Genomic DNA, 26,619 nt, shown 5'->3' with positions numbered 1-26,619 from the left:
GTTCCCGGTCGGCCTGCCGGCCGCTGTTGTTCCCGGTCGGCCTGCCGGCCGATCAGGCCCGGCTGATCGCGTTGGCGTGGATCGCCTCGTGCAGATAGGCGGCCAGCCCCGGGGCGATGTTCTCGTAGTGCGCGGTGAACCGCTCGTCGGCCAGGTACATGTCGGCCAACCCGGTCTGGATCTCGTACGAGCACTCGTAGAACCAGCGGCTGATGAGCTGCCGGTGCTCCTCGGCCAGTTCCATCGCCTCCGGGCTGTCCGCCGGCGCGCCCGAGGCCATCAGCGCGACGATCCGCCGACCCCAGTCCTCGTTCTCCGCCTTGTTCCGCAGCCAGTCGTCCTTGGTGTAGCGGGAGACCCGCCGGTTCGACTCCCGGTACGCGTCGGTGTCACCCCACCGCCGCTCCGCCTCGGCCTGGTGCTCCTCCGGATCGAAGTCACCGAAGACCTCGAACCGCTCCTCCGGCGTGAGTTGGATGTTCATCTTGCTCGCCTCCATCGCGAACTCGATCGCCGTGACCATCTCCTGCAACCGCTTGAGCCGTACCGTCAGCAGTTCGTGCTGTCGGCGCAGGTGCGCGGCCGGATCGGCCGCCGGGTCGTCGATGATCGCGGTGATCTCCTCAAGCGGGAAACCCAGCTCCCGGTAGTACAGGACGAGTTGCAGCCGTTGCAGGTCCGCGTCGTCGTAGCGGCGGTAACCGGCCGAGGTGCGCCCGCTGGGGGAGAGCAACCCGATCTCGTCGTAGTGGTGCAGCGTCCGCACCGTCACGCCGGCCACCTTCGCGACCTGACCCACCGTGTATGCCATGGTCCCCCTCCCTTCCGGGAACCAGGCTCCTGCCTGCCGTTACGTAAGAGTCAACTCCGATTCTGGCCCACCATGGCGGGGCCGTCCGGCCGCCCGTACAGATAGCCCTGGCCCCGTGGGCAACCGATCGCGGTGACCGCCTCGTGCTGACGCTCGGTCTCCACCCCCTCGGCGACCACCGCCAGGTCGAACGCGCCGGCCAGGCGGGTGACCATCTCCACCGTGGCGTACGCCCGGTCGTCGGTACCTAGCCGAGCCACGAACGACCTGTCGATCTTCAGCTCGGTGGCCGGGATGCGGTGCAGGTAGCTCAGCGACGAGTAGCCGGTGCCGAAGTCGTCGATGGCGATCCGGATGCCCAGCTCGCGGAGCTGGTGCAGCCGCTCCAGCACCGCCTCGGTGCCCTCGATCAGCGCCGACTCGGTCAGCTCCAGGGTCAACGCCCGCGGTGCCAGCCCGGCGGCGCTGGTGGCCGCGGTCACCGTGGCGATCAGGTCCGGCCGACGCAGGTGCGCGGCGGCGATGTTCACCGCGACGGTCGCCTCCGGCGCCCGGCCCCGCCAGGTCGCGGCGGCCCGGCACGCCTCGTGGATCACCCAGCGGTCGATCGGCAGGATCAACCCGGTCTCCTCGGCCAGCGGCAGGAACTTCGCCGGCGGCAACATCCCCAGCCGAGGGTGCCGCCAGCGCACCAACGCCTCGGCGCTGCGCACTGCGCCAGTGGCCAGGTCGACGATGGGTTGAAACTCCAGGTGCAGCTGATCCTCGTCGACAGCGCGGCGCAGGTCGGCGATCAACTCGGCGCGGGAGACGGCCGACTCGCGCAACGCCGGCGTGCACGTCCGGTACGCGGACTTCCCGGCCGCCTTTGCCGCGTACATGGCGATGTCGGCGTCGCGCAGCAGGTCGGTGTGGGAGGCGTGCTGCGGGCCGTACTCGGCGATGCCGATGCTCGCCGACGGGTGCACCCCGACGTCCTCCTCGTCGTCGGAGGGCCGCAGCGCGTCCAGCAGCCGCTCGGCGAGCCGCTCCGGTGAGACCGGTCCCTCGCCGTCGACCAGCACCGCGAACTCGTCACCGCCGAGCCGGGCGATGGTGCCGTCGCCGTTCACGGCGGTGTGCATCCGGGCCGCGAGCCCGGTCAGCAGGGTGTCGCCGGTGGCGTGCCCGAACCGGTCGTTGACCTGCTTGAACCCGTCCAGGTCGAGCAGCAGCACGGCCACCGGTCGCCCGTCGCGCAGGGCCAGGCGCAGCCGCCGGTTGAACAACAGCCGGTTGGGCAGACCGGTGAGCTGGTCGCCGTACGCGAGCCGGCGCAGCCGGGCCACCAACCGGAGGTTCTCGTTGGCGGCCAACCCCTGCCGGACGGCGAGGGCCGCCAGCAACACCATCATCGTCACGAACACGAGCTGCGGGGTCTGCCCGGTGGGCCGACGGGCCAGCACCACCGCAATGATCGCCCCACCCACCGGCAGGTACGGCAGCGCCACCCGCCACCAGGGCGGCAGCGGCGACTCGGCGGTGTCGTCGGTGCCGTCGCAGTCCGGTGGCGGCGGGTTGCGGGTGGCCAGGCCGATGAGCAGGTAACTCAACGGCCAGCACAGGTCGATCGGGTGACCGGCGGTGTAGTCGGCGCGGGCGACCAGCGACACGTAGAAGACGTCGGCGACGACCCGCAGCGTGAGGCTCGCCGCGAGGACGGTCATCGGCCGCCACATCGGCCGGGCCGGCCCGGAGACCGCGACCAGGATGGTGAGCTGCATCAGGTCGAACATCGGGAAGAGCAGCCCCAGCGTGCGCGCCGGGTCGGCCAGCTCGGCGGCGGCGACCCCCCGGAAGACCAGCACCCAACCGATCGGCACCAGGGCCAGGGCGACGATCACCCCGTCCAGCAATGTACGGGCCCGCCCGACCGCGGTCCTCGGTGCGGACGGCGAGCTGAGCAGCGCGGCCGTGCCGGTGAGGATGCCGGCGGTGAAGACCACCCCGACCACCGGTGTGTGCGGCAGGTCGCCGCCGACCAGCCGCTGCACCGTCCAGATCGCCCGGCCGATCGCGGCGAGCCCCATGGTGAGGGCGAGCAGCGTCCAGAACCGGCGCAGCGGCGTCGGATGTCGACGGGCCACCCCGACGCACGCGAGCGTCGCCCAGCCGGCGACCAGCATCGCGCCGATGTCGCTGACCAGCGCGGCGCCGGGCAACGCGGCGACCAGCCAGCCCGCCTCCAGCAGGATGACCGCAGCCGCGACGAAAGCACCGGCGGGGTTGAGCGTCCCCGCAGCCTGCTTTCCGTCCTGTCGGGACACGGTCGCTCCGGCTCTTTCGTCGTGCGTGCACCCTCGGCGGCGCCGGTCCACGGCAAACCCCGAAAGCCTAACCAGCGCCCAGAAACGCCGCCAGAGCCGAACGTTCACCCCGCTGCGGCTCCGGCCTTTTGCCCCGGCCTCCGGGGCTCGGCCAGGGTCAGCGGCCCGCGGATCGGTTCCAGGGTGAACGGGGCAGTGCGGTGCCGGCCAACGGACGGCGTGCGCGGCGGCGTCTGCGCCGGCCAGGGGTGCAGGGCGGGCGGGCAACGGTGTGCACGGCCACGTCGGCCGAGGACGATTGTCGGCCGATCAGCCAGCAGAGGAAGCGCTCCATCGTCGGGTCAGCCGACCGGGAGGCGCTCGGCGTCGGACTTGGAGATCTCGTACTCCGCCCCGCAGAACGTGCACTGCTGCGCGTACCGGGTGCGAATCGGAATGAGGGGGATGAAGAAGAGTGTGAATTTCGTCGAGCGGCGGGTGATCACCTGCGCGGCCTGGTTGCCGCAGTGGCGGCAGACCTGCTGCACGACACCGGACCGGTTGACCTTGGTACGCAGCCCAAAGATGAAGAACATCGCCAGCCAGTACCCACTCAACCGCGAAAAGTCACCAGATCCCGCCATCGGATCAGGACAACCGTCGACCAGCGCGTAGGTATAGCGATTGGTATACTCCTTTCGTGAGCCAGGAAGAGTGGGATGTCTTCGTCGTCGACGAGGTTCGGGCCTGGATCGACAACTTGGACGAGCCCACGTTCGCCCGGGTCGTCCAAGCCATCGACGCGCTCTCCGAAGCTGGACCCGGGCTGGGACGACCCCTGGTCGACACGATCAGCGGGTCGTCGATAGCAAACTTGAAGGAGTTGCGCCCCGGCACGGTCCGCATCCTCTTCGTCTTCGACCCTTGGCGCGCGAGCATTCTGCTGGTTGCCGGCGACAAGTCAGGCCAATGGACGAGCTGGTATCGACAGGCCATCCCGCTCGCCGAGCAGCGGTACGAGATTTACTTGAAGGAACGTGCACAGCAGGAGGGGGGACAGCGGTGAGTGGTCACGTGCGGTGGACGGACATCCGAGCGGAGTACGTGCAGCGCGCCGGCGGCGAGGCGGCTGTCGAGGCGGGCAAGGAAGAGTTGCTCGCGCAGGTCGTCGGACACCGCCTCGCGGAGGTACGACGCTCTCGCGGCTTTACCCAGCAGCAGATCGCTGAGCGGATGGGCGTGACCAAGGGCCGGGTGTCCCAGATCGAGCAGGGCAGAATCTCCGGTCAGGATGTGGTGGCCCGGTACGCAGCCGCCCTGGGAGGCCGGCTCCACCAGGCAATCTATTTCGACGACGGTGACATCGCCGCCATCGCGTGAGGCCACCGAACACAAGATCGAGGCGGTCAGCTGGCTGAGTACCAGGGCCGGCGCTGGTCCAATTCGCCCGCTAGCCGGCGGAGAAAATCGCGGAACCCCTGCTCGCTGTGCGACGTCTCGATCTCGTCGGTGAGCGGGCCGTCGTACTGCTGCGCCTGGACGATCGCGTCCGCATACACACCCGGGCCGTCCCCGAAGTAACGTCGCTCGACCATCGCTTCGGCCATCTGGCTGGCGGAGTCGTCGTCCAGCTGAGGAGTGAACATCAACCCGTACAGGATCTGGTTGATGACGCCCTTCCAGTTGCGGCTGTCCATTCCATGCACCTTTCCGACGGGTCAGTTCAACCGGGTACGGCCGTCAAAGCCGAAGAGCGGAATGTCCTTGACGCCGTTGCGGCTCAGCTCGTCGGTGACCTGCCGCATGTGCTCGGGGCCGGGTTGGTAGTGCCCGCTGGCGGAGGTCACGTACTGGACCCTACCGTCGACGACCGCGATCTCACCGGCCGCCGCGACCGGCTGACCGTTGCCCAGGGTGGAGTGGTGGAAGTCGCCAACCTGTTGGTAGTTCGAGGCGTACATGTTGCCTCGCTCATCCATCACGAAGATGGCCCGGCCGCCGTCCCTGGTCCAGTGGGTGGACGCGGCGCGGGTGTCGAAGGGCTGGCCGTCTCTTGCCTGGCGCAGGATGCCGTCCGAGTCGACGTACACCCGGTGCGCCTCCCGTTCCGCCTCGCTGAGCCGACGCACCGAACTGGGGCGAAAGGGATTTCCCGGATGGTCACCGGCGGTCTCGTACCGGTACTTGTCCAGCATTGGCCGGCCCTGGTAGCGAACCTCCTGCAGCGGTCCGGGCACGCCGGGGCGCCCCGGACGCCGATCCGGGCCCTTGCGGTTGAACCTGCGCAGCAACGTCTTGGCGCGGCGAAGCAGTCGCGGAATGATGTCGTTGACGACCCGTTGCACGACCTCCTTGATGATCCGGCGGATCGCGACCCGGGCCACGCCGATCGCGATCGGGATCTGTGCCAGCGAGCCACCGAGGGTGGGGGCCGCTGCCGCCAGCGCCATGGCAACCTGGATCACCAGGATCGTGAGCTGGACGATCGTGAGGACCTTCTGGGTCAACGTGATCACGGCCATCACGAGCAGCGCAGCGGCGATGAGCTCTGCGGCCTCGGCACCGTCCTCGATACGGCTGGTCGGGCCCTCCTCGCCGCGCCACATCGCCTCGAAGGCGGTGACGTCCCGCCCCCGGTTGGTCGCGCTCACGACACTCGCGCCGGCGTTCGCCTCACTGGCCGCCGTGCGCAACGTGCCCGCGAAGGACATCCACGCCTGGGCGGCCTCGTACAGCAGCTCCTCGTCGGCCTCTGGCCAGGTGAAGCCGACCCAGTTGAGGGCCTCGGCGAGCTCAGCTGGCAGCTGTAGGCCCACCGGGCAGCCCCAGTCTCGTGAACAGCGCCGCGTTGTCGAGGTCGCTGCGCTCATGGGCATCGGCGGCGGCGTCAAGCCTGTCGGCCACGCTCAGGAGTTGGTCGGCAATCGAGGCGTAGACGTCGAGAGCGTGTTGCAGCACCTCGGTGTAGGCCGCTCCGAAGAGCGTGCCGGCCTCGTCGCCACCCCAGGGACTGGCCGAACCGGTGACGGTGCCCTGTAACCGCTGTACCTCGGTGCCGAGCCGCTCACCGCTGGCCTCGATGCTCCGCGCCGCCCAGTGCAGCGCGGAGACGTCGACCTCTATCGCGTCGGTCATCCGGTCACCGCTGGTCGAATCGGCGGGTCAACGCGTCCAGGTTGCCGATCATCCCGTCCAGCCCACGCCAAGCCTCTGCCGCGACCTCCTCCAACTGCCGACGCGTCGCTGCCTGGTCGATGTCGCCACCGAGCAGCTCCTGGCGCTGTTGCAGCTCGTCATCCTGGGCGGCGCGCACTGCCTTGATCACGTGGTCGGCGATGGCACCGGTGCCGCGCCGCAGCAGGCGGGAGTCGATCTCCAGCGACTCCAGCCGGCCATAGCCAGCCACCACGGCCTCGACCAGCCCGTCGGCGGCGGTGCCGCGCCCGCGCAGCTCGCCCTCGCCGGTTGGCACAACTGGTGATGACGTCGGCTCCGTCAGGGCCGACGGACCGGCGGTCTGGCCCAACAGACGCATTGCCGCTTCCAGCGAACGCCCGACCGCTGTGTGATCTGCATGGTCTGGACCTGCCACCCGCACCGTCCCGGCCGCCGACTCGACACTGACTCAGCCGACTTTACCGATCAGCTGGCCGCTAGGCGGGCCCGCCGACCGGTCCCTCCACCTTGGATGCCGATGGCTCAGTCCGCCCAAGGTGGAGGTTGACCGGGAATGTCGAGCTCAGCTGGACGGGGCGGGCTCGAGGCCGGGGATCTCCTCGGAGAGCCAGATCGGCTGCCAGTTCGGCACCTCGTGGAAGCGACGCAGCTCGAACAGCCCGGCAACCGACCCGCTCCAGGCCCCGTACGGGGGGTTGGCCTCGTCGAAGCCGCTCTGCACGAAGGTCAGCGTCGTCCGGCCACCGGACTCGGCCAGCTCCCAGCTCGTCACGCCGGTCGGTCCCCAGTCCACGGACATCCGTCGGCCGGGCTCCAGGTCGACGACCTTGGCCGCGTAGCCGGTCTCGAAGCCGCCCATGGCGTACCGACCGCCGACCCAGGGCTCGATGCCGATCGGGTAGCCGAACCAGGCGCTGGCCTGCTCGGAGTTGGTCAGCGACTCCCACACCTTGTCGGCGGGGGCGGCGATGACCAGCTCGCCCCGCAGGTCGGCGGAGGTGAAGTCGGTGCGGGGCAGCAGTGGCTTGCCCTCCACGTGGGCGGCCAGGTTGGCGATGGACAGCGCCCAGTACGTCTGGAGCACGCCCCGGATGCTGGAGCCGCTCATCGCCTCGGCGAAGTCGAAGTGGCTCTGGATCAGCGTGAGCACGGTGCTGTCGGTGCCCTCGGCGGTCAATTGGAGTTCGGTGGTGGTCTCCACCCCGTCGAGCAGCCAGCCGAAGCGCAGCGTGTCGTCGTCGGCGTGCAGCAGCCGCTGGTGCGGGGCGTCGCCCTCGGGCGTGTAGCGGCCCCAGAACTCGTACCGCTGGGGCAGCTCGACCTCGGCGTGCTCGGCCAGCCAGAGACGCAGCTCGGCCGGGTCGGTCAGGGCCTGGCGGACGCGCCCGACGGGCGCGGAGAGACGGGCCTGGACCTTCATCGGCTCACTCATTGTCGTTCCCTTTCGGATAGCAGGCGACGGCCAGCTTGAAGGCATCTCCTTCGCTGCCGCCGTAGCGGGTGAACAACTCCTGAAGTGCGGTTTGCAGGTCGTGCAGGAACTGCTGGCGCTGCTCGGCCGGCACCCGGATCTCGCCGGAGACCCCGATCGAGGGCAGCTCGGGCGCCGCCCGGTCCAGGCCGGCGATGTCGGCCTGGACCTCCTCCATCAGGTCGAGCAGGTAGCCCAGGCTCAGCTCGTCGCGGGCCCGGCGCAGGCCGATCCGGCCGACGAGCCGCGGGGAGAGCCAGTAGGACCGGGCGGCGGCCTGGTAGATGCCTTCGGTGATGCCGCGGACCTTGCGTTCGTTGACCAGCTCGACGAGGCCGGCCGCGACGAGCTGCTTGACGTGGTAGTAGACGCGCTGTGGCGTCTGGTCGAGTCGGGCCGCGACCTCGGTGCAGGTGCGCGGCTCGGCCAGTTGCCGCAGCACTTCGACGCGCTGCGGCTTGAGCAGGACTTCGGCCTGCTCGATCTGCTCCAGGTACAGGACATCTCTCATGGCAAAATCAGTTTGTACGTACAAAACTTCTTTGTCAATCGCTTCGCGAGAAGCCGCGCCGACTTTTTTCGACGCGGCTTCCGGCGACGCTCAGCAGGTGATCAGGGCAACCAGTCCGGCCGCAGCGGGTAGCCGCTCACGCCGTTCGGGCCGTTGTGAGTGGCCAGCACCTGGTGCAGCTGGATGCCGTTGCGTTCGAACGCCATCCGCGACCCGGCCATGTAGAGCCCCCACACCCGGGCGGTGCCCGCGCCCACCTCCGAGACGCAGAAGTCCCAGTGCTCGACCAGGTTGCGGCACCAGGCGGCCAACGTCAGCGCGTAGTGCTGGCGCAGGTTCTCCTCGTGGTGCACCTCGAACCCGGCGTCGTGCACCTCACTGATCAGTCGGCCCGGACCGGCCAGCTCACCGTCCGGGAAGACGTACCGGTCGATGAACGCGCCCGAACGGTGCGGCGCGCGGTTGTCGGCGCGGGTGATGCAGTGGTTGAGCAGGCGCCCGCCCTGCCGCAGCCGGCTGCGCAACGCCCCGAAGTAGGCCGGGTAGTTGCGCACCCCGATGTGCTCGGTCAACCCGATCGAGGAGATGGCGTCGAACTGCTCGGCCGGCGCGTCCCGGTAGTCGAGGTATCGCACCTCCGCCAGCTCGGTCAACCCCTCCCGCTCGACCGCGGCCTGCGCCCACTGCGCCTGCGCCTTCGACAGGGTCACCCCGAGGGCCTTGACGCCGTACTCGCGGGCGGCGTGGCGCACCATGCCACCCCAGCCGCACCCGACATCCAGCAGCCGCATCCCCTTCTTCAGCGCCAGCTTGCCGGCGACCAGGTCGTACTTCGCCGCCTGGGCCTGCTCCAGCGTGTCGTCCGGAGACCGGAAAACCGCACAGGTGTACGTCATCGACGGGCCGAGCACCTTCTCGTAGAAGGCGTTGGAGACGTCGTAGTGGTGCGAGATGGCAGTGCTGTCACGCACCCGCGAGTGCCGCAGCCCGTTCACCACCCGCTTCCAGCGGGGCTGCGCCTCCTGCGGCGGTGCCGGCGGCGGCATCAGCCGCTCCCAGCCCAGCCCACGGACCAGCGCCAGCCCCTCGGCCAGCGACGGTGGGCGTAACCGCAGCTCGTCCTTGAGCACCCGCAACGCCTCGTACGGGTCACCCGGGTGCACGCCCTGCAACGCCAGGTCACCACTGACGTACGCCCGGGCCATGCCGAGGTCGCCGGGTGCGGTGAGCAGGTACGACAGCCCACGCTCGGAATGGATCGCCAGGGTGATGCCGGCGTCGGACGGGCCGACGGCGCTGCCGTCGTACCCGGTGATCCGCACCGGCAACGGCCCCGTGGTGACCGCGCGGATGACATCCGCGACGGTCGGACCCGTGTGCCGGCCCCCCGCCGGCGGGGTGGCGGGGATGCTCGCCGCCCCCTGATCTCTGTCGGTCAGGCTCATGCTCGTGCTACCGCCTTTTCGTACAGTCCCGTCAGCCGGTGGTCCGGGTCGTAGCGGTCTTTCACCGCGCGCCACGTGTCGCCGCCGTAGAGGCGATCGAAGGCGTCCCGGTCGTAGTACGCGTCGGAGTAGAGCGACTTGTGCCCGCCAGACTCCGACACCCTGCGTTCGATCGTGCGGTTGACGTCGCCGTCGGCGGCGCCCGGCGCGATCGGCACGCTCCCCCAGAACCCGATGTTGACGTAGTCCTGCCCGGGCCGCAGCGGATATAGCGGCCAGGACCGCGCCGAACCGGGCCCCACCGGCTCACGCAGTCGCAACGGGCACAGCCACACCGGGTTCATTCCCACCGCGCCGGCGAACCAGCGCAGGAAGTCGGCAGTACGGTCCAGCGGGATCTCCACGTCCTGCACGACCCGCTCCCGGGCCGGTTGCCCGCGCAGCCGGTCGATCCGGGCCGCCACCTGGTGGCGGTGCTCCAGCCGGACCAGTCGGTGGTAGAAGTCGCTGCGCCGGTAACGCGCCGGCCAGAGCCTGCGCACGACCGGGTGCTGCGCGCCGAACGCCGACGAGCACCAGAACCAGTCGGTGTCCCAGCGCCACAGATAGTCGTACGCGGTGAGCACGTCGCGGGTGCGCCGGCGCAGCGACCGGTAGTAGATCGCCTGACCGGTGTAGTCGCTGGGCGGGTCGGCCACGTCGGTGAACGTGGCGAAGATCAGGTACGCCTCGCCGGGGCTGAACATCACACCGTCCATCGCGTCCACCGGCTCGCCGGCCCAGGACCGGGTGGCGGTCACCTCCGCGATCGCGTCGGTCAGCGCCTCCAGTTGGGTGAACCGGACGTTACGCAACGCCACGTACCGGCCGACCGGTTGCAGCTCGATGCGCAGCCGGGTGGCGTAGCCGAGGCTGCCCAACGAGTTGGGGAACGCGCTGAACAGGTCGGCGTGCTCGCCGTCGGGTCGGGCGGTGATGACCTCGCCGGAGCCGGTGAGCACGTCCAGCTCCTGGACCGACTCGTGCGGCAGGCCGTTGCGGAACGAGGTCGACTCGATCCCGAGGCCGGTCACCGCGCCGCCCAGCGTGATGGTGCGCAACTGCGGCACCACAAGCGGCATCAGGCCGTGCGGCAGCGTCGCGTCGACCAGGTCCTCGTAGGTGCACATGCCCTGCACGTCGGCGGTGCGGCCGGTCGGGTCGACCGACAGCACGCCGTTCAGGCCACTCACGTCGAGCCCCGGAGTCCGGGGAGCGGACCGGGGACGGAACAGGTTGGAGGTGCGTTTGGCCAGCCGGACAGGCTCGCCCGTGGGCACCGCGGCGTACGACCGCCGCAGCGTGTCCACCGCTTGATCATGGTCAATCGGTTGATCCACACGCTCAGCGCGCATGTGATCACCTTACGCTCGCCGTTTGGAAAGCGTGGGATGTCGGCGCTGGCAGTTTCCCGTCCGCTGGCAGGCCCGACGGCTACCGTGGCGGGCATGCCATCGCCAGCGATCACCGCCCTGGACGCCGCCCAATTGCCGTATCGCCTGGTCAGCCACGGTGCGGTCGGCAGTCTCGCGGAGGCCGCCGCCGCCCGGGGCGTGGCCGTCCCCGACGTGGTCAAGACGATCGTGGTCCGGCGCGGTGAAGACGATCACCTGTTCGTGCTCACCCCCGGCGACCGGGTCGTCTCCTGGCCCAAGCTGCGCGCCCTGCTCGGGGTGCATCGGCTCTCCATGCCGGACGCGGCGGGCGCCCTGGCCGCCACCGGCTACGAACGCGGCACCATCACCCCGTTCGGCGCGAGCACGGCCTGGCCGGTGGTCGCCGACGAGCGACTGCGCGGCCGGGAGATCACCCTGGGCGCCGGCGAGCGCGGCCTCGCGATCGCGATCGACGCCGACGCCGCGATCGCCGCCCTCGACGCCACCGTCGCCGACGTCACCGACCTGCAGCCCACCCGCTGAGCCTCGCACCCGCCGCACCGCCGGGCTGGCTCCGGCGCGACGTCGTGGGTGAGGATGGCGCGTATGTCCGCGCCCGAGGAACGCCCCGACCCCGCCGGCACCGTCTACGGCGGTCACCGGGCACCGCGCTCCGGCCCTCTGGCCGATCCGCTGCTGCGGGCCGCGGTGGCCGTCGCGGTCGTCGGCGTACTCCTGGGTGTCGTCTTCGCCACCGGGCTGCTCGACGGCGACGACGAGCCGGCGGTGCCGGCATCGGTCGGTACGCCGTCCAGCGCGGCGCAACCCAGCGAGCCGACCGGCGAGCCGAGCCCCACCGCACCGGCCGAGCCGTCACCGACCCCGTCGGTCAGCACGCCGGCCGCCCCGCCCACCGGGCCCCGGGTGCTGCGCGCCGCCTCGGGCCTCTGCCTGGGGCTCGACGGTGACGGCGAGAAGGCCGAGGCCGAATTGGCCGTGTGCAACGGCGCCCCGGAGCAGCAGTGGGTGGTCAGCCCGGCCGGCGCGGGCGTGCTGACGTTGACAAACGCCGCGTACGGGCAGTGCCTCGACGTCGAGGGCGGCAGTGGGGACGACGGCGCGCGGTTGCAGCAGTTCCCCTGCCACGGCGAGGCCAACCAGCAGTGGCGGTTCGGCGGGACCGGCACCAGCGCGGTGCTGCTCGTCGCCGCGCACAGCAACAAGTGCGCCCAGGCAGACGACGACGCCGTCGAGGCCGGCGAGGACATCCGGCAGCGACAGTGCGACGGCCGGCCGGCCCAGCAGTGGACAGTGGGCTGACCGGCCGACGCGTCGCGGTTCAGCCCCGGAAGCTCCACGCCCTGGGCGCGGTCGCGGCGACCAGCACGGCCTCCGGCACCGGGCGGCCCGGGCGGCGGCGCAGCAGCAACGACAGCCCGGCAGCGCCGATCGACAGCGCGCCCGCCACGTACCAGGCCATCGCGTAGTCGCCCAGCCGGTCCCGGACCAGCCCCGCGCCGGTCGCGGCGACCGCCGCACCGAGTTGGTGTGCGGCGAACACCCAGCCGAACACCACCGCTCCGGCGCCACCGAAGTACTCCCGGCACAGCGCCACCGTCGGCGGCACGGTGGCCACCCAGTCCAGGCCGTAGAAGACGATGAACACCAGCATGCTCGGCTCGGCGGTGCCGGAGAACAGGCTCGGCAGCACCAGCAGGGACAACCCGCGCAGCGCGTAGTACATGCCGAGCAGCAGGCGGCTGTCCACCCGGTCGGTGAGCCAGCCGGAGGCGATCGTGCCGACGATGTCGAAGAGCCCCACCAGGGCGAGCAACCCGGCCGCGGTGGTCTGGGTCATGCCGTGGTCGTGCGCGGCCGGCACGAAGTGCGTACCGACCAGGCCGTTGGTGGTCGCCCCGCAGATCGCGAACCCTCCGGCCAGCAGCCAGAACGGTCGGGTCCGGGCCGCGGTGGCCAGCGCGCCGAGCGCCCGGGTCGCCGCGCCGCCGGTCGCCGGCGGCGCCGCGACGACCTCGGTCGCCCCGTACGCGGGCAGGCCGAGATCCGCCGGGTGCTCGCGCAGGAACCACACCACCAGGGGTACGACCGCCAGCGCCGCTGCGGCCACCACGAGCGCGGCGGTACGCCAGCCGTGGTCACGTACCAGGATGGCGATCAGTGGCAGGAACACCAGTTGCCCGGCCGCCCCGCCGGCGGTCAGCACTCCGGTGACCAGGCCCCGCCGGTGGACGAACCAGCGGCCGGTGACGGTGGCCACGAACGCCAGCGCCATCGAGCCGGTGCCGAGCCCTACCAGCACACCCCAGCAGAGCAGAAGTTGCCAGCTGGCCGTCATGAAGATCGTCAACCCGCTGCCCGCGGCGACCAGCAGCAACGCCACCGAGACCACCCGGCGAATGCCGAACCGGTCCATCAGGGCGGCCGCGAACGGCGCGGTGAGGCCGTAGAGCAGCAGGTTGACCGAGACGGCCGCGGAGATCGTGGCCAGGGGCCAGCCGAACTCCTCGTGCAGTGGGTGCAGCAGCACCGACGGGGTGGCGCGGAAGCCGGCCGCGCCGACCAGCGCCACGAAGGCGACGGCGGCGACCAGCCAGGCGGGATGCAGGCGGCGGTTCTTGGTCACGGGACAAGTCTGGGCTGGTCCACCCACCTCGACGAGTGGCCGGAAAGCCATCATGCGCAATAATCGGGCCATGAGCGCTCGCCCGCACCGGATCGCCGTACTCGCTCTGCACCAGGTGGTTGGCCTGGACCTCGGCACCCCGTCCCAGGTCTTCAGCACCGCCCGGGCCGCCGACGGGACACCCTTCTACGACGTCCGGGTGTGCACCCCGGGCGGGCAGCCGGTGCGCAGCACCGCCGGCTTCCAGGTGGTCCCCGACCACGGTCTGGAGCTGCTCGACACCGCCGACACGGTGATCGTCCCCGGCATCCACGACGGCACCGCGTTGACCTCGGGCGTCGTCGAGCCGGAGGTGACCGGGGCGCTGCGCGCGGCGTACGAGCGGGGTGCCCGGATCATGTCGATCTGCACCGGGGCGTTCGTGCTCGCCGCCGCCGGGCTCCTCGACGGGCGGCGGGCGACCACCCACTGGGCGTACGCCGAGCGGTTCCGCCACCTGCACCCCCGGGTGGACCTCGACCCGGGCGTGCTCTTCATCGCCGACGACCGGGTGCTCACCTCGGCCGGAGTCGCCGCCGGCATCGACCTCTGCCTGCACGTCATCCGCCTCGACCACGGCAGCGAGGTGGCCAACCGAGCGGCCCGCCGCTGCGTGATGCCACCGTGGCGCGACGGCGGTCAGGCGCAGTACATCGAGCAGCCGGTGCCGAAGGCGACCGACACCAGCACGGCGGGCGCCCGGGAGTGGGCGCGGCAGCGGCTGCACGAGCCGATCGCGCTGCGCGACCTGGCCGAGCAGGCGCGGATGAGCGTGCGCACCTTCACCCGACGCTTCCGGTCGGAGACCGGCCTGAGCCCGGCCCAGTGGCTGCTGCAACAGCGCACCGACCACGCGAGACTGCTGCTGGAGACGACCGAGCTCACCGTCGACCAGATCGCCCACCGCTGCGGTTTCGGCACCACCGCCGCCCTACGCCAGCAACTCCACCAACGCATCGGCGTGGCCCCGTCCACCTACCGCCGCACCTTCCACCCCCGCTCCGCCCTGGTCGAAACCTGATCCCCAGCCCTCGCCGATCTTGCACTTAGGGTTGCCCGAAAGTCCCTTACGTCTATTTTTGTCGAGACGGAAAGTGCAAGATCGACGAGGGCTGGGGCCGGACAGCGCGGCTCACGGGCGGAGCTGGTGCAGTTGGGACTGGTGCTTGGGCAGGTGTACCCGGGTGTGCAGGTCCAGGGTGCGGGACCAGGGCAGCGGCTCCTCGACGATGAGGTCGAAGCCCTCGCGTAGGTGCGTCTCGACCGGGGTCTCCGCTGCCAGGCCGAGCTGGTCGACCAGGCCGCACAGCCGGTCGCTGGTGCCGTGCAACAGCGCGGTCAGGCCACGCAGACCACCCTGCTCGGCGGCGAGCGCGTCGAGCTGGGGGCGGTGCATGTCCTCTTCCAACTCGTAGTAGGCGAACGGCGACCCGGCCAGCAACGCCTCGGTGGCCTGGATCATCAGCTCGTCGTTGGCGACCAGATGCGCGACGATCTGCTCGGCACTGAGCTGCCCCTCCGGAGCCGGACCGAACCCGCCAGCGTCGACCTCCGCGAACAGGGCACCGTAAGCCCGCCGCAATCCCCCGCTCTCCATCCCCCCAGTCAACCCGCCGCGGCGGGGGTTAGCGGCGGGATTGGCGGGAGCGGAGGTAGTCGCTGACCACGTACTCGCCCAGGTCGTCGGTGTCCGGGGTGAACATGCGGCCTCGGCTGCGGCGGGCCACCGCGTCGACGAAGCGTCGCAGGCCCGGGTCGTCGCCGAGCATGAACAGGTTGAGCGTGGCGCCGTAGCGGCTCAACCGGTCCGCCTCGCGGACCGTCGCCTCGATCGTCTCCGGCAGCGGCGGCCAGTGGAACAGCGCCTCTCCGTCGTCCGGGTCCAGGTGCGCGGTCGGCTCGCCGTCGGTGACCACCAGCACGATCGGCTCGGCGTCCGGGTGTCGGCGCAGGTGCCGGCCCGCCAACCGCAGCGCGTGCTGGAGGTTGGTGCCCTGCTCCATGTCCGGCTCCACGGCCGCCAACTCCTGCTGGGTGAGCGTCATCGCCTCCCGGCCGAAGCCCACGATCTGGAGGGCGTCCTGCGGGAAGCGCGTCTCCATCAGGTGTGCCAGCGCCAGCGCCGTCTGCTTCATCGGCCCCCAACGACCCTGAGAGATCATCGAGTACGACAGGTCGACGCAGAGCACCACCGCGGCCGAGGCCCGTCTCTCGGTCTCCACCACCTCGAAGTCGTCCACCGCGAGCTGCACCGGGACCGTCGGCCCGGCCCGACTGACCGCCCGGGTCAACGTGCGGACCACGTCCAACGGTTGCTCATCGCCGTACTGCCAGGGCCTGGACGCGCCGCTGACCTCGCCCGCCGCGCCGGCCGAGCGCAGGTCGTGCTGGCCGCGCGGCCCGGCGGTCAGCTCCGCGAAGACCTGCCGCAGCGCGGTCCCGCCGAGCCGGCGCAGCGCCTTCGGGCTCAGCGTGAGCCCCTCCGCGTCCCGGCTCACCCAACCCTGGCGGCGCAGCTCCCGCTCCAGATCGCGCAGCCGGCGAACGTCGTCGGCCGCGTCCCGGCCCAGCGTGCGCGCCACCGCGTCGACGTCCACGTCGTCGAGGGTCGCCCCCGGGTGTTCCTGGTCGAGCTGGTCCAGCAGGTCGTCCAGGTCACCGATCTCACCCAGCGCGCCGGCCGCGTCGGCGTAGTCCAACGGCTGGTCGCCGCGGACCCGCTCGCCCCGCCCCCAGCGCAGATCGGGTCGCAGCGCCCGCAGGTTCGCGTCGAGCGCGGACAACTCCCCGGCGAGGCGGTCGCCGAGCGACTGCTGCATGAGGCCGGCCAGCTCGGCGCGCTGCCGCTCGGAGAGCGAGTTCATCAGCCGCTCACCGGCCGCCGCCCGGCGGGCCAGCACGTCGATCAACTCGTCGACGTTCTCCGGCTTCTCCGGGAAGAAGTCGCCGTGTCGGCGCATGAACTCGGCGAACGCGTCGGTGGTGTCCTCCGCGCGACCGTGCCGGGCGAGCAGGTCGTTCAGGTCGCCCATCATCTCGGCGAGCCGCTGCTGGGCGGCCGGATCGGCGGAGGCGCGCACCGCGTCGCGCAGCCCGGCGAAGCGCTGACCGAGCACGTCGTCGCGGAGTTGGTCGAGGATCTGCTGGTACGAGCGGCGGGCGTCGTCGCTGGCCCACTGGTAGCCGGACAGCTCCTCCACCGCCCGCGCCGTCGAACGGGGCAGATTGTCCAGCACCGCCTCGGCGAACCGCGCGGCGTCGTCGTCGCGACCCCGCAGCTCGTCGCGCTCGGCGGCGAGTGCCTGGTCGAGCAGGGCCTGGGCGCGGGTCACCGCGCCGTCCAGGTCGCCCCTGCGCAGCGCCTCCCGGCGCAGCCGCCGAGCCCGGGCGGCCAGGTCGTCCAGGCCACCCCGTCCCTGCGGGCCACGGCGCAACAGGTCACGCAGCGCCTCCCGCAGGCTGCCGCCGGCCAGCACCTCGGCACCGACCGCGTCCACCGCCTCGCGCACGTCGTACGGGGGTGCGAGCGGGTCGGGCCCGCCGTTCCACTGCCCGTAACGGAACCGGTTGCCGGCCACGGTCAGCCCCGGCCGCCGTAGACGGTGCGCCCCGAGTCGGTGACGTCCTTGCCGAGCCGGCGGGTCAGGTGCAGCCCTTCCAGCACGAACTCGACGGCGGCGGCAGCCTCCTCCGAGGTGGGCGCGTCGCCCAGGTCGAGCCGGTCCAGGACCTTCGCCAACCCGGGTACGGTGCCGACCTGGCGCAGCAGCTCGGCGGCGCTGACCAACTCACCGGTCTCGATCGCGGCGCCCTCCTCGACCAGGGCGGTGAACCCGGACAGGTCCAGCCCGGCGAGGTGGGCCCGGAACGTCTCGGCGGTCGCGGTACGCAACAGGTGCGCGAGGATCTCGGTCTCCCGGCCCTCCTCGCCGCTCTCGAACTCGACCTTGCCGCGCAGCGTGCTGGTCACCGACACCGCGTCACCGACGCGGGCAACGGCGGCCTCGGGGCGCCCGTCCGGGGTGTCGGAGACGGCGAGCAGACCGGCGCGACGCAGCGCGGCACCGGCGACCGTCTCGGCGGCGGCGATGGCGAATCGGGCGGAGACACCGGAGCGCGGGTCCACCGACGGTGACTCCCGGACGGCGCGGGCGAAGCGGGCCAGCACCTCCAGCACGTGCTCCGGCACCTCGGCGACCAGGTCGGCCTCCTGGCGGATCAGCGCCAGCTCCAGCTCCAGGTCGACCGGGTAGTGGGTGCGGATCTCCGCGCCGAACCGGTCCTTGAGGGGAGTGATGATCCGGCCCCGGTTGGTGTAGTCCTCCGGGTTGGCGCTGGCCACCAGGAGCAGGTCCAGTGGCAGGCGTAGCTGGTAGCCGCGAACCTGGATGTCCCGCTCCTCCAGCACGTTGAGCAGCGCCACCTGGATTCGCTCGGCCAGGTCGGGCAGCTCGTTGACGGCGAAGATGCCCCGGTTGGTGCGCGGCACCAACCCGAAGTGGATGGTCTCCGGGTCGCCGAGGGTACGACCCTGGGCGATGCGGATCGGGTCGACGTCACCGATCAGGTCGCCGACGCTGGTGTCCGGGGTGGCCAACTTCTCGCCGTACCGCATCGAGCGGTGCAGCCAGCCGATCGGCAGCTCGTCGCCGGCCTCGGCGACCTGGGCGCGGGACGCCGGGGTGAGCGGGTGCATCGGGTGCTCGTTGAGCACCGAGCCGGGCAGAACGGGGGTCCACTCGTCGAGCAACGCGCCCAGTGAGCGGATCAGCCGGGTCTTGCCCTGGCCGCGCTCGCCGAGCAGCACCATGTCGTGCCCGGCGAGCAGGGCCCGCTCGACCTCGGGCAGCACGGTGTCGTCGTAGCCGACGATGCCGGGGAAACGGGTCTCCCCGGAACGCATCCGGGCGAGGAGGTTGTCGCGGAGTTCCTGCTTGACGGTGCGGTACTGGTGACCGGCCGCCCGTAGCGCGCCGAGCGTGCCGGGCAGGTCGGCCGGTGGAACCGGGATTACCGGGGTAGGCGCAGTCACCCGACCCACGCTAGCTCACATTCGCAGGGGCGCCCCGGGCATCAGGGGGCACCCCCGCTGCCACCCTCAGCCCCGGTCGCAACGCCGGCAGGTGCCGCGGCGGCGCAGGTGGTACGCGTAGGTGGCCGCTCCGAGCGCCACGCCCCACACCGGCCAGAGCCGCTGTGGGATCCCGGCCAGGTCGATCCCCGTCCAGAATTCCGGTTGGCCGATCATCCCGAGGCTGGCTGCGGTCACCGCGATGGCGACCAGGGTGGCCGGCACCACGGCCAGCTTCACCGGCACCCGCCGGCCGGCGAGGCCGATCATCCAGCGCGGGAACCGCTCGCCCCAGCGCTGCACCAGCCCGAGGGTGAGGATCGAGCCAACGGTGGCGAACGCGCCCAGCCCGAGCCCGGCCCACACCAGCCCAGTGTCCTGCAGCTCGGTCAGGAACTCCCGGGAGATGCCGAACGGGATGCCGACCGCCCAGGCGAACCGGGTCAGCGCGTACATCAGCGGGATGACCGCCGCGATGCCCACGGCCCACCGGCCCCAGCGCGCGGCGGCGGCCGGGGTGGTCCACCCTCGGTCGGTGCCGCCACGGCCGCAACCCACGCAGGCCCCGGCGGTACGACGCTGCCAGGCGAGCACCGCCCCGGCCAGCAGCAGCCCGCCGGCCAGCGCGGCGAACCGGGCGAACAGCGCCCAGGTGAAGACATCGGCGTAGTCCACCGGCGGCCAGCCGAACGGCGCCCCGATGATCAGTATCGGCAGGTAACCGAGGATCACCAGCACGCGCGTGTCCGGGACGACCACTGCGAGCACTAACGCCACCGCCCAGCCGTAACCGACGAGCAGCGCCCGCAGCGGGCCGGGCGGGCGGCCGGACGGCCGGGTCATGGCCAGCGCGACCACCGCCGCGGTCAGGAGTACGCCGGCGAAGAGAGGGGTGGCCAGATCCACCGGCACCAGGTGCAGCAGGTTGTCGTCACCACCGCGCCGTTCGTTCGGGCCGAACGGGTAGCCGGCGCCGGTGAGGGTGCCGATCAGGGCGAGCACGCCCCACAGGCCGAGCCAGCCGGCGGCCAGTGGGGCGAGCCGGTCCGGCCAGCGTGAGTCGGTACGGGGTGGGGAGGCAGTGATCGTTGTCATGCTCTCAGCCTCGACGGACAGCCGCCGGATTCCCTCCCGGCCGGCGGTGAACCCGCTCCCCCGCTGGAGGGACCGATCAGCCGGACGGGGTGACGAAGCCGGACTCGTAGGCGGCGATGACCGCCTGCGTACGGTCGCGGACGCCCAGCTTGGCCAGCACGTTTCCGACGTGCGTCTTGACCGTCTCCACCCCCACCACCAGGTGCGCGGCGATCTCCGGGTTGGACCGGCCGGTGGTCATCAACCGCAGCACCTCGGCCTCCCGCTCGGTGAGCCGGGCGGCGCTCAACCGGTCGCCGCCCGCCGGCCCGTACGCCCCGACCAGTTGGCGGATCGCGGCCGGGAAGAGCAGCGACTCGCCGGCCGCGACCACCCGGACCGCCTCCACCACCTCGGCGGGCCGGGCCCGTTTGAGCAGGAACCCCGAGGCGCCGGCGCGCAGAGCCTCGTAGACGTACTCGTCGTTGGCGAACGTGGTGACCACCAGCACCCGGGGCGGGTCGGCGGAGGTGGCCAGCAGGTGCCGGGTGGCCTGGATGCCGTCGATGCCGGGCATCCGCACGTCCATCAGCACCACGTCGGGCCGGTGCCGGGCGACCAGCGGCGGCACCTCGGCGCCGTCGGCGGCCTCGGCGAGCACGTGCAGGTCGGGTTGGGCGTCGATGATGGCTCGCAGCCCTACCCGGATCAGCTCGTCGTCGTCGACGATCAGCACTCCGGTGGTCATGTCGTCTCCTCGTACGGCAGACGGGCCCGGATCAGCCACCGGTCGCCGTCCGGGCCCACGGTGAGCCGACCGCCGAGCAGCAGCACCCGTTCCCGCATGCCGTCCAGGCCTCGACCGCCCCGCCCCCGATGGGCCCGGTCGGGGTGGCGCACCGCGTTGACCAGCTCCAGTTCCAGCGCGTCGCTGTGCAGGTCCAGGCGTACCGTCACCGGCCCGTGGCCGTGCCGGGCCGCGTTGGTCAGTCCTTCCTGGACGATCCGGTAGCCCTCCCGGGAGACCACCGCGGGAACCCGGGTCGGGTCGCCGGCGCGTTGCGCGTGCACGGCCAGGCCGGCCGCGCGGGCGTCGGTGACCAACCGGTCCAGGTCGGCGAGGGTACGCTGCGGCGCCGCAACGGGCCGGTCGCGTCCGTTCTCCCGGAGCAGCCCGAGCACGTGGTCGAGGTCGTCCATCGCGTTCCGCCCGACGTCCTCGATGGCGGTGAGCGCCCGCCGGACGAACTCGGGGTCGGTGTCGAGGACCTCGCGGGCGGCCCCGGCCTGGAGGGTGGCCACGGTCAGCGCGTGACCGACCGAGTCGTGCAGCTCCCGGGCCAGCCGGTTGCGTTCGGCGAGCCGGGCGGCCCGTGCTTCGAGGGCGGCGATCCGCTCGGCCTGGGCCGGGCCGAGCAGCACCGGTGCCATGGATCCGGCGAGCGCGCCGAGCCCGGCGACGGCGTAGCCGAGGCCGACCAGCAGAAGCACCCCGGTAAGGGTCAGCCAGCCGCTGTCCCGCCCGTCCAGCGGCCCGAACTGTTCCCGGCTGGTCAGCTCGGCGCCGATGCCGAACTGTTGGGCGATGAACGCCAGCGCCATCGGCAGGGCGCTGAACAGCGCGATCATCACCAGCGCGCCGACGATGAGGTGGGTGGCGATCCAGAGCGCGCTGCGCAGCCGGGTCTCCCGGTCGCAGTGGTGCCCGGGCGCGGGTTCGGGCAGGTCGACGCCGAGCAGGGCCCGCACGGCGGCGATCTCCAAGGCCCGGCTGCCGTCCACCAGCAACGGGACGACGGCGATCAGCACGGCGATGACCAGCAGGATGTAGACCAGCGGGCGCGGGATCGCCGAGTCGGCGAGCAGTTGGGCGAAGGTCACCGCGAGCAGCCCGTACGGCAGCGCCAGCACGCCGCCGAGCAGCAGGAACACGCCGCGTCGCCAGGTGGTGCCGGCGACCAGCGGGGCCAGCGCCGCTCGGAGGGTCACCTCGTCATTCTGCTGTCCGGACGGGTCCCGGCGACTCCCCCGCGCCGGGGAGATCTCAGCGGTGGTCGGCGACGTACTGCTGCGGGTCCTTGTCGCGGAACGGAAGGTTGCGACCGTTCTTGTGCTCGCCGTAGAAGGTCAGCCAGCGTTGGCCCAGCTCGGCGCGGAGTTCGGTGCTGGCGTGCCGGCGGAAGTCGGGCAGTGCCTCGTCCTCCTCCTCGGCCAGGTGTTCGCTGTTCTCCCGGCGGGCGGTGCCGACCGCCTCCCACCACTGGTCCGAGCCGACCGGGTGCAGCTTCGCCTCGGCGATGGCGTCGCGGATCTTGTTGTGGTCGCCGATCGCGTCGGCGGTCTCGTCCTCGCCGTCGTCGCCGTGCTTGACCAGGTGCGGGTAGAGGATCGCCTCTTCCGCCTCGGCGTGGATGTCCAGGTGCAGGGCGAGGGCGTCCCAGATGGCGAGCATCTCCTGCTCGTCGCGGGCGTCGTCGAGGCGGGCGAAGCCACGCCGGAAGGCGGCGTGGTCGTCCAGGATCAGCGCGGTGATGTCGTCCACTGTGCTCACTTTCCGGTTGGGTTGCCGAACCGGGCACGCAGCATCGCCGGCATGGCGGCGAGGCCGGTGATCGGGCGGAAGCGTTTCGCGGCCTCGGCCAGCGCCGTGTACTCGTCGTCGGCGAGGTCGATGTCGGCGGAAGCGGCGTTGCGTTCCATCTGCTCGACCCCGGACGCGCCGGGGATGGCGAGCACGTTCGGGTGGCGCAGCAGGTACGCCAGCGCGATCTGGCTGGGGGTGGCGTCGTAGGCGTCGGCGACCTGGCGCAGGGTGTCGATCAGGGCCGCGCCGCGCTCCAGGTTCTCCGGCAGGAAGTACGGGTTTGCACGCCGGACCGCGCCGGTGGGCGGGTTCTTGGCGTCGTAGCGGCCGGAGAGGAAGCCCTGCGCCAGCGGGCTGTACGCGATGACCACCCGACCGGCCTGCCGCGCGTACGGCAGCAGGTCCTGCTCGGGTGCGCGGTCCAGCATGCTGTAGCGGACCTGGTTGCTGAGCACCCGCCGGCCGAGCGCCGCTTCGGCGACCTGCCAGCGGCGCAGCCCGTAGTTGCTCACGCCGACCTCGCCGACCAGCCCGACGTCCTGCAGGGTCCGCATGCCGCGCATTGTGGTGTGGTCGGCGACCAGCGGGTTGGGCTGGTGCACCTGGTAGAGGTCGATGCTGGTGACGCCGAGCCGGGCCGCCGAGGCGACCGCCCGCTGCTGCACCACGGCGGCCACCGGCAGCACCGGCAGGATCTTGCTGGCGACCACGACCTTCGGCCGGTCGTCGCCGAGGGCCGCGCCGAGGATGCGTTCGCTGCGTCCGAAGCCGTAGATCTCCGCGCTGTCGAAGACCGTCACGCCCAGTTCGACGGCCCGCCGGACGATCTGCGCCGCCTGCCGCTCGAAGTCCGGGCCGTACCCCCATTCCCGGGAGCCGAACTGCCAGGTGCCCAATCCGATCTTGGACAGCGGTTTGGGGGTGTCGAGCGCAATGAAACGCATGGCGTCGAAACTACCCCGATGTCCCGGTTTCCACGCCCGATCCGCGTCACGCTGGGCCGGAGCTAGGCTCATGATCGTGACCTACCTCGCCGCGGATGACCGCTACGACACCATGACCTACCGGCGCAGCGGACGCAGTGGCCTGCGGCTGCCCGCCGTCTCACTCGGGCTGTGGCACAACTTCGGTCCGGACCGCCCGTTCGAACGGCAGCGCGACATCGTGCGCCGCGCCTTCGACCTGGGTGTCACCCACTTCGACCTGGCCAACAACTACGGCCCGCCGCCCGGTTCGGCGGAGGAGAACTTCGGCCGGATGCTCGCCACCGACCTGAAGCCGTACCGCGACGAGTTGGTCATCTCCAGCAAGGCCGGGTACCTGATGTGGCCCGGCCCGTACGGCGAGTGGGGCTCGCGCAAGAACCTGATCTCGTCGCTGGACCAGTCGCTGGGCCGGATGGGGCTGGACTACGTCGACATCTTCTACTCGCACCGGTTCGACCCGGACACCCCCCTCGAGGAGACGATGGGGGCGCTCGACGGCATCGTCCGCTCCGGTAAGGCGCTCTACGTCGGCATCTCGAACTACAACTCGGAGCAGACCACGCGGGCCGCCGCGATCCTGCGCGAGCTGGGTACGCCGCTGCTGATCAACCAGCCGTCGTACTCGATGCTCAACCGCTGGACCGAGTCCGACGGCCTGCTCGACACGCTGGAGCAGGTCGGCGCGGGCTGCATCGCGTACAGCCCGTTGGCCCAGGGCCTGCTGACCGACCGCTACCTGGGTGGCATTCCGGCCGACTCGCGGGTTCGCACCAGCGTCTTCCTCAACGAGAGCGACCTCAGCGAGGAGAAGATGGCCACCATCCGTGGGCTCGGCGCGGTCGCCGAGCGGCGCGGCCAGTCCCTCGCTCAGCTCGCACTGGCCTGGGCGCTGCGTGACCCGCGGATGACCAGCCTGATCATCGGGGCGAGCAGCGTCGAGCAGTTGGAGACGAACATCGCCGCGCTGGACAACCTCGACTTCACGGCCGACGAGCTGGCCGAGATCGAGCGCCACCTGGGCTGAACGCCGTCGGGTCCCGGGCGGGTCGGGTCACCAGATCCGGCGCCGCCCGGCTCGGTGGTTGCGCACCTCGCACTGCCGTCCCACCGGCGCGGCGGCGCTGCGACGTCGCCGTCCGGCACCGATCAGCAGCAGCGCCAGGACCAGCACGGCGGCGGCACCGGCCAGCACCGGCCACCGGTCGCCGAGGTTGGTCACCGACGCCACCGGCACGCCCGGGTCGGCCGCCGCCGCCACCGCCGGCTCCGTGGTGGCCGGCCCACTCGCGGCGGTACGCGGAGCAGCCGCCGCGCTCTTCGTCGCGGCGGCCTTTGCCGGGGTGGCGGTGGCCTTGGCACCCCGGAACACCACGTCCGAGCAGGAGTAGTAGGTGTCCGGCGTGTTGGAGTTCTGCCAGATCGTGTAGATCAGGTGTCGGCCGCTGCGGCCCGCCGGCAACCGACCCGCCAACTGGTACGCCCCGGCCCGCACCGGCGGATCGGTCAGCGTCAGAAACGGACGCGACTCCAGATCCGCCCAGGTCAGCTTCTTGCGGGGGTCGTAGTCGGGCGTGGTGACGTAGAGCCGGAAGGTGCCCCGGTGCTCGATGGTGGTCCGGTACCGGAAGGTGAACTTCGCGCCGGTGGTCAGCGTGGTGCTGGGCCAGTCGGTGCGGGGCAGGTCCAGTCCCCGGTACGCGGACAGTCCGCCGCTGCACAGCTCACCGTCCGGGATCCGTTCCCGATCTCGCCCGTTGATCGTGGAAACGCGTACGTTGTCCCATTCGCGGACGGCCGCGCCGGCCTGGATCGCCGCCCGGCAGGCGCTGGTGGCCGCGTGCCGGCCCTCGGGGCCGCAGGCCGGCGCGCGGCTGATCGGGTCGGTCGGGGCGCCGTGGGCGGCTGCGGGTGTGGCGGCCAGGGGCACTGTCGCGGCAGCGACCAGCACCGTGGCGAGGAGCCGGCGTACGGGCATGAGGATGACCTCCGCCCAGTGGTACGGCCGGGACACGGCAAAGGTTCGACGCCGACCGGCCGGGAATCTGGCGGGTGGGTGCGGCGTTTCGATACTCGGAACCGCTTGCACCGAGGAGGCAGAGATGAAGGTACGTAGCTCGTTGCGTGCACTGAAGCAGAAGCCGGGTTCGGTGGTGGTCCGCCGTCGCGGCCGGGTGGTCGTGGTGAACCGCGCCAACCCGCAGTGGAAGAGCCGCCAGGGCTGATCGAGCCCTTACCGGACATCTAGTCGCCAACGCCCTGACCGGGTCATCCGGTCGGGGCGTTTTGCGTGTGGCGGGCCTCGCGCCCCGGTCAGGCGGGCGCGCCGCCGAAACCGATCTCGTTGCCGTCCGGGTCCCGGAAGATGGCCTTGCGCACGCCGTTGTCGTAGGTCTCGCGCTCGGCCGGCTCCAGGCCGCGCTTGGCGATCTGGGCGAGGCGAGCGTCGAAGTCGTCGACGAAGACTGTGTGCAGGGCGTGCCCGGCGTGTTCGGGCCGCACCTCGATGAAGACGTACCGGTGCTCGGCGAGCTCCCACACCGCCTCGGTGTCGTTGGGCAGGAACGTCGGCGGGGTGCCGAGGAGCTGCTCGTACCAGGCCGCTGCCGAGCCGTAGTTGTGGACGGGGATACCCGCGAAGAGATCTATGGCCATCGGGCCATGTTAGGGGTATGGACCGACCGGCCCGGGTAATGAGAAAAGCCGCCCTGTTCCGTGAGTGCTTTTCTTGACCCGAACCCGCAGGTGGCGTGTGCCTGATGATGGCCGCTCAATCACGCCTGTTCATTGTTGCCGCAACGGCTCGATGGACCGCTTGGGCAATTGTCGGGTCGGAGAATCTGGCTCTCGCGACGCGCTCGGCGCGACGCAGTTCCGAGCCGAGTCGGAGTGGATGCGTCGATTGCAGGATATCGCGTATCCATCGCTCAAGATCCGCTTCGTCCACCGGGGGGCTCGCGGACGGCGCAGCTCCCCCGGTCGAAGATAGACGCCAACTGGCCTCATTGCCACTCATTAATCCCCCATGCACATCACAGCCATGCTGAGCTGCTGATATGCCGTCCTGTGCGCCGTAGGTGGCGATCGGGCTCGACGCCAACCCTGGCAG

29 protein-coding genes are annotated in these 26,619 nt (G+C 71.4%); 7 read left to right on the top strand and 22 right to left on the bottom strand.

What is annotated here, in order from left to right; translation table 11 throughout:
• Positions 1-52: 52 nt before the first annotated feature.
• The 3 genes from ACQRWP_RS33505 to ACQRWP_RS33495 all read right to left on the bottom strand — a co-directional run bounded on the left by ACQRWP_RS33505 (position 53) and on the right by ACQRWP_RS33495 (position 3,740).
• A complete protein-coding gene (locus tag ACQRWP_RS33505; protein ID WP_430500116.1) occupies positions 53-811 on the bottom strand; it encodes a MerR family transcriptional regulator in 759 nt (252 codons plus the stop codon).
• A gap of 50 nt (positions 812-861) precedes the next feature.
• Positions 862-3,117 carry a putative bifunctional diguanylate cyclase/phosphodiesterase gene (locus ACQRWP_RS33500; protein WP_430500115.1) on the bottom strand — a complete coding sequence of 752 codons (2,256 nt, stop codon included), beginning with the start codon at positions 3,115-3,117 and terminating at the stop codon, positions 862-864.
• Positions 3,118-3,458: 341 nt separating this feature from the next.
• The gene (locus ACQRWP_RS33495; protein WP_430500114.1) at positions 3,459-3,740 is read right to left on the bottom strand and encodes a zinc-ribbon domain-containing protein; all 282 of its coding nucleotides are present in this window, start codon (positions 3,738-3,740) and stop codon (positions 3,459-3,461) included.
• 56 nt (positions 3,741-3,796) lie between these two features.
• Here ACQRWP_RS33495 and ACQRWP_RS33490 point away from each other — a divergent pair, with 56 nt between their 5' ends.
• Positions 3,797-4,162, top strand: coding sequence for a type II toxin-antitoxin system RelE/ParE family toxin (locus ACQRWP_RS33490; protein ID WP_430500112.1), 366 nt, complete (start codon positions 3,797-3,799; stop codon positions 4,160-4,162).
• Positions 4,159-4,476 (top strand): helix-turn-helix domain-containing protein, encoded by a 318-nt coding sequence (locus ACQRWP_RS33485; protein WP_196928203.1) that lies wholly within the window; start codon positions 4,159-4,161, stop codon positions 4,474-4,476. Before ACQRWP_RS33490 ends, ACQRWP_RS33485 begins: the two co-directional genes overlap by 4 nt.
• A 26-nt stretch (positions 4,477-4,502) precedes the next feature.
• Here the strand turns inward: ACQRWP_RS33485 and ACQRWP_RS33480 are convergent, their stop codons facing one another.
• From ACQRWP_RS33480 to ACQRWP_RS33445, 8 genes are all read right to left on the bottom strand, one after another.
• The gene (locus tag ACQRWP_RS33480; protein ID WP_430500111.1) at positions 4,503-4,793 is read right to left on the bottom strand and encodes a hypothetical protein; all 291 of its coding nucleotides are present in this window, start codon (positions 4,791-4,793) and stop codon (positions 4,503-4,505) included.
• A gap of 21 nt (positions 4,794-4,814) precedes the next feature.
• Positions 4,815-5,912, bottom strand: coding sequence for a hypothetical protein (locus ACQRWP_RS33475; protein ID WP_430500110.1), 1,098 nt, complete (start codon positions 5,910-5,912; stop codon positions 4,815-4,817).
• Complete coding sequence (locus ACQRWP_RS33470; RefSeq protein ID WP_430500108.1) at positions 5,890-6,231, bottom strand: hypothetical protein; 342 nt, start codon at positions 6,229-6,231, stop codon at positions 5,890-5,892. Before ACQRWP_RS33470 ends, ACQRWP_RS33475 begins: the two co-directional genes overlap by 23 nt.
• Before the next feature lie 4 nt (positions 6,232-6,235).
• The gene (locus ACQRWP_RS33465) at positions 6,236-6,568 is read right to left on the bottom strand and encodes a YbaB/EbfC family nucleoid-associated protein (RefSeq protein ID WP_430500107.1); all 333 of its coding nucleotides are present in this window, start codon (positions 6,566-6,568) and stop codon (positions 6,236-6,238) included.
• A gap of 267 nt (positions 6,569-6,835) precedes the next feature.
• Entirely contained in the window at positions 6,836-7,705 is an 870-nt protein-coding gene (locus tag ACQRWP_RS33460; RefSeq protein WP_430500106.1) for an SRPBCC domain-containing protein, read from the bottom strand.
• On the bottom strand, positions 7,698-8,255 hold the full coding sequence (locus tag ACQRWP_RS33455) for a winged helix-turn-helix domain-containing protein (RefSeq protein WP_124820022.1): 558 nt from the start codon (positions 8,253-8,255) through the stop codon (positions 7,698-7,700). The genes ACQRWP_RS33460 and ACQRWP_RS33455 overlap by 8 nt, the downstream gene beginning before the upstream one ends.
• A 101-nt stretch (positions 8,256-8,356) precedes the next feature.
• Positions 8,357-9,700: a class I SAM-dependent methyltransferase gene (locus ACQRWP_RS33450; protein WP_430500105.1), complete on the bottom strand. Its 1,344-nt coding sequence runs from the start codon at positions 9,698-9,700 to the stop codon at positions 8,357-8,359.
• Positions 9,697-11,094 carry an FAD-binding oxidoreductase gene (locus ACQRWP_RS33445; RefSeq protein WP_430500104.1) on the bottom strand — a complete coding sequence of 466 codons (1,398 nt, stop codon included), beginning with the start codon at positions 11,092-11,094 and terminating at the stop codon, positions 9,697-9,699. Before ACQRWP_RS33445 ends, ACQRWP_RS33450 begins: the two co-directional genes overlap by 4 nt.
• A 93-nt stretch (positions 11,095-11,187) precedes the next feature.
• Here ACQRWP_RS33445 and ACQRWP_RS33440 point away from each other — a divergent pair, with 93 nt between their 5' ends.
• The gene (locus ACQRWP_RS33440) at positions 11,188-11,658 is read left to right on the top strand and encodes an aminoacyl-tRNA deacylase (protein WP_430500103.1); all 471 of its coding nucleotides are present in this window, start codon (positions 11,188-11,190) and stop codon (positions 11,656-11,658) included.
• 63 nt (positions 11,659-11,721) lie between these two features.
• Positions 11,722-12,435, top strand: coding sequence for an RICIN domain-containing protein (locus ACQRWP_RS33435; protein WP_430500102.1), 714 nt, complete (start codon positions 11,722-11,724; stop codon positions 12,433-12,435).
• Positions 12,436-12,454: 19 nt separating this feature from the next.
• On the opposite strand, the gene ACQRWP_RS33430 is transcribed toward ACQRWP_RS33435, so the two are convergent.
• The gene (locus tag ACQRWP_RS33430; protein WP_430503370.1) at positions 12,455-13,810 is read right to left on the bottom strand and encodes an MFS transporter; all 1,356 of its coding nucleotides are present in this window, start codon (positions 13,808-13,810) and stop codon (positions 12,455-12,457) included.
• 1 nt (position 13,811) lies between these two features.
• Here ACQRWP_RS33430 and ACQRWP_RS33425 point away from each other — a divergent pair, with 1 nt between their 5' ends.
• Complete coding sequence (locus ACQRWP_RS33425; RefSeq protein ID WP_430500101.1) at positions 13,812-14,819, top strand: GlxA family transcriptional regulator; 1,008 nt, start codon at positions 13,812-13,814, stop codon at positions 14,817-14,819.
• Between the two features lie 111 nt (positions 14,820-14,930).
• Here ACQRWP_RS33425 and ACQRWP_RS33420 read toward each other — a convergent pair whose 3' ends face one another.
• The 8 genes from ACQRWP_RS33420 to ACQRWP_RS33385 form a co-directional block, all read right to left on the bottom strand.
• Positions 14,931-15,395: a hypothetical protein gene (locus tag ACQRWP_RS33420; RefSeq protein WP_430500100.1), complete on the bottom strand. Its 465-nt coding sequence runs from the start codon at positions 15,393-15,395 to the stop codon at positions 14,931-14,933.
• A gap of 28 nt (positions 15,396-15,423) precedes the next feature.
• Complete coding sequence (locus ACQRWP_RS33415; RefSeq protein WP_430500099.1) at positions 15,424-17,376, bottom strand: VWA domain-containing protein; 1,953 nt, start codon at positions 17,374-17,376, stop codon at positions 15,424-15,426.
• Positions 17,377-17,378: 2 nt separating this feature from the next.
• Positions 17,379-18,839 (bottom strand): magnesium chelatase, encoded by a 1,461-nt coding sequence (locus ACQRWP_RS33410; protein ID WP_430500098.1) that lies wholly within the window; start codon positions 18,837-18,839, stop codon positions 17,379-17,381.
• 57 nt (positions 18,840-18,896) lie between these two features.
• Complete coding sequence (locus ACQRWP_RS33405; protein ID WP_430500097.1) at positions 18,897-19,964, bottom strand: hypothetical protein; 1,068 nt, start codon at positions 19,962-19,964, stop codon at positions 18,897-18,899.
• 76 nt (positions 19,965-20,040) lie between these two features.
• On the bottom strand, positions 20,041-20,691 hold the full coding sequence (locus ACQRWP_RS33400; RefSeq protein ID WP_357270655.1) for a response regulator transcription factor: 651 nt from the start codon (positions 20,689-20,691) through the stop codon (positions 20,041-20,043).
• Positions 20,688-21,932 carry a sensor histidine kinase gene (locus ACQRWP_RS33395; protein ID WP_430500096.1) on the bottom strand — a complete coding sequence of 415 codons (1,245 nt, stop codon included), beginning with the start codon at positions 21,930-21,932 and terminating at the stop codon, positions 20,688-20,690. The genes ACQRWP_RS33400 and ACQRWP_RS33395 overlap by 4 nt, the downstream gene beginning before the upstream one ends.
• Positions 21,933-21,987: 55 nt before the next feature.
• Complete coding sequence (locus tag ACQRWP_RS33390) at positions 21,988-22,485, bottom strand: hemerythrin domain-containing protein (protein WP_030331463.1); 498 nt, start codon at positions 22,483-22,485, stop codon at positions 21,988-21,990.
• A 5-nt stretch (positions 22,486-22,490) separates the two neighbouring features.
• Entirely contained in the window at positions 22,491-23,471 is a 981-nt protein-coding gene (locus tag ACQRWP_RS33385; protein ID WP_430500095.1) for an aldo/keto reductase, read from the bottom strand.
• A gap of 70 nt (positions 23,472-23,541) precedes the next feature.
• Here ACQRWP_RS33385 and mgrA point away from each other — a divergent pair, with 70 nt between their 5' ends.
• On the top strand, positions 23,542-24,537 hold the full coding sequence (gene mgrA / locus ACQRWP_RS33380; protein WP_430500094.1) for an L-glyceraldehyde 3-phosphate reductase: 996 nt from the start codon (positions 23,542-23,544) through the stop codon (positions 24,535-24,537).
• Between the two features lie 27 nt (positions 24,538-24,564).
• On the opposite strand, the gene ACQRWP_RS33375 is transcribed toward mgrA, so the two are convergent.
• Positions 24,565-25,488, bottom strand: a complete 924-nt coding sequence (locus tag ACQRWP_RS33375) for a lytic polysaccharide monooxygenase auxiliary activity family 9 protein (RefSeq protein WP_430500093.1) — start codon at positions 25,486-25,488, stop codon at positions 24,565-24,567.
• A gap of 124 nt (positions 25,489-25,612) precedes the next feature.
• Between ACQRWP_RS33375 and ACQRWP_RS33370 the strand changes: the two genes are divergently transcribed.
• Positions 25,613-25,735, top strand: a complete 123-nt coding sequence (locus ACQRWP_RS33370) for a 50S ribosomal protein L36 (protein WP_030490864.1) — start codon at positions 25,613-25,615, stop codon at positions 25,733-25,735.
• A gap of 88 nt (positions 25,736-25,823) precedes the next feature.
• On the opposite strand, the gene ACQRWP_RS33365 is transcribed toward ACQRWP_RS33370, so the two are convergent.
• Entirely contained in the window at positions 25,824-26,165 is a 342-nt protein-coding gene (locus ACQRWP_RS33365; protein WP_430500092.1) for a VOC family protein, read from the bottom strand.
• Positions 26,166-26,619 lie beyond the last annotated feature (454 nt).

The sequence above is a fragment of the Micromonospora trifolii genome, from assembly GCF_050516465.1.
GTDB lineage: Bacteria > Actinomycetota > Actinomycetes > Mycobacteriales > Micromonosporaceae > Micromonospora > Micromonospora trifolii.
This window is presented reverse-complemented; position numbering and strand designations above follow the sequence as displayed.

Excerpts from the sequence above, each read along its gene's own strand:
- ACQRWP_RS33505 (WP_430500116.1), bottom strand. The coding sequence starts at position 811 with ATGGCATACACGGTGGGTCAGGTCGCGAAGGTGGCCGGCGTGACGGTG.
- ACQRWP_RS33495 (WP_430500114.1), bottom strand. The coding sequence starts at position 3,740 with ATGGCGGGATCTGGTGACTTTTCGCGGTTGAGTGGGTACTGGCTGGCG.
- ACQRWP_RS33480 (WP_430500111.1), bottom strand. The coding sequence starts at position 4,793 with ATGGACAGCCGCAACTGGAAGGGCGTCATCAACCAGATCCTGTACGGG.
- ACQRWP_RS33470 (WP_430500108.1), bottom strand. The coding sequence starts at position 6,231 with ATGACCGACGCGATAGAGGTCGACGTCTCCGCGCTGCACTGGGCGGCG.
- ACQRWP_RS33460 (WP_430500106.1), bottom strand. The coding sequence starts at position 7,705 with ATGAGTGAGCCGATGAAGGTCCAGGCCCGTCTCTCCGCGCCCGTCGGG.
- ACQRWP_RS33455 (WP_124820022.1), bottom strand. The coding sequence starts at position 8,255 with ATGAGAGATGTCCTGTACCTGGAGCAGATCGAGCAGGCCGAAGTCCTG.
- ACQRWP_RS33450 (WP_430500105.1), bottom strand. The coding sequence starts at position 9,700 with ATGAGCCTGACCGACAGAGATCAGGGGGCGGCGAGCATCCCCGCCACC.
- ACQRWP_RS33445 (WP_430500104.1), bottom strand. The coding sequence starts at position 11,094 with ATGCGCGCTGAGCGTGTGGATCAACCGATTGACCATGATCAAGCGGTG.
- ACQRWP_RS33440 (WP_430500103.1), top strand. The coding sequence starts at position 11,188 with ATGCCATCGCCAGCGATCACCGCCCTGGACGCCGCCCAATTGCCGTAT.
- ACQRWP_RS33435 (WP_430500102.1), top strand. The coding sequence starts at position 11,722 with ATGTCCGCGCCCGAGGAACGCCCCGACCCCGCCGGCACCGTCTACGGC.
- ACQRWP_RS33430 (WP_430503370.1), bottom strand. The coding sequence starts at position 13,810 with ATGGCTTTCCGGCCACTCGTCGAGGTGGGTGGACCAGCCCAGACTTGT.
- ACQRWP_RS33425 (WP_430500101.1), top strand. The coding sequence starts at position 13,812 with ATGCGCAATAATCGGGCCATGAGCGCTCGCCCGCACCGGATCGCCGTA.
- ACQRWP_RS33420 (WP_430500100.1), bottom strand. The coding sequence starts at position 15,395 with ATGGAGAGCGGGGGATTGCGGCGGGCTTACGGTGCCCTGTTCGCGGAG.
- ACQRWP_RS33405 (WP_430500097.1), bottom strand. The coding sequence starts at position 19,964 with ATGACAACGATCACTGCCTCCCCACCCCGTACCGACTCACGCTGGCCG.
- ACQRWP_RS33400 (WP_357270655.1), bottom strand. The coding sequence starts at position 20,691 with ATGACCACCGGAGTGCTGATCGTCGACGACGACGAGCTGATCCGGGTA.
- ACQRWP_RS33385 (WP_430500095.1), bottom strand. The coding sequence starts at position 23,471 with ATGCGTTTCATTGCGCTCGACACCCCCAAACCGCTGTCCAAGATCGGA.
- mgrA (WP_430500094.1), top strand. The coding sequence starts at position 23,542 with ATGATCGTGACCTACCTCGCCGCGGATGACCGCTACGACACCATGACC.
- ACQRWP_RS33375 (WP_430500093.1), bottom strand. The coding sequence starts at position 25,488 with ATGCCCGTACGCCGGCTCCTCGCCACGGTGCTGGTCGCTGCCGCGACA.
- ACQRWP_RS33370 (WP_030490864.1), top strand. The coding sequence starts at position 25,613 with ATGAAGGTACGTAGCTCGTTGCGTGCACTGAAGCAGAAGCCGGGTTCG.
- ACQRWP_RS33365 (WP_430500092.1), bottom strand. The coding sequence starts at position 26,165 with ATGGCCATAGATCTCTTCGCGGGTATCCCCGTCCACAACTACGGCTCG.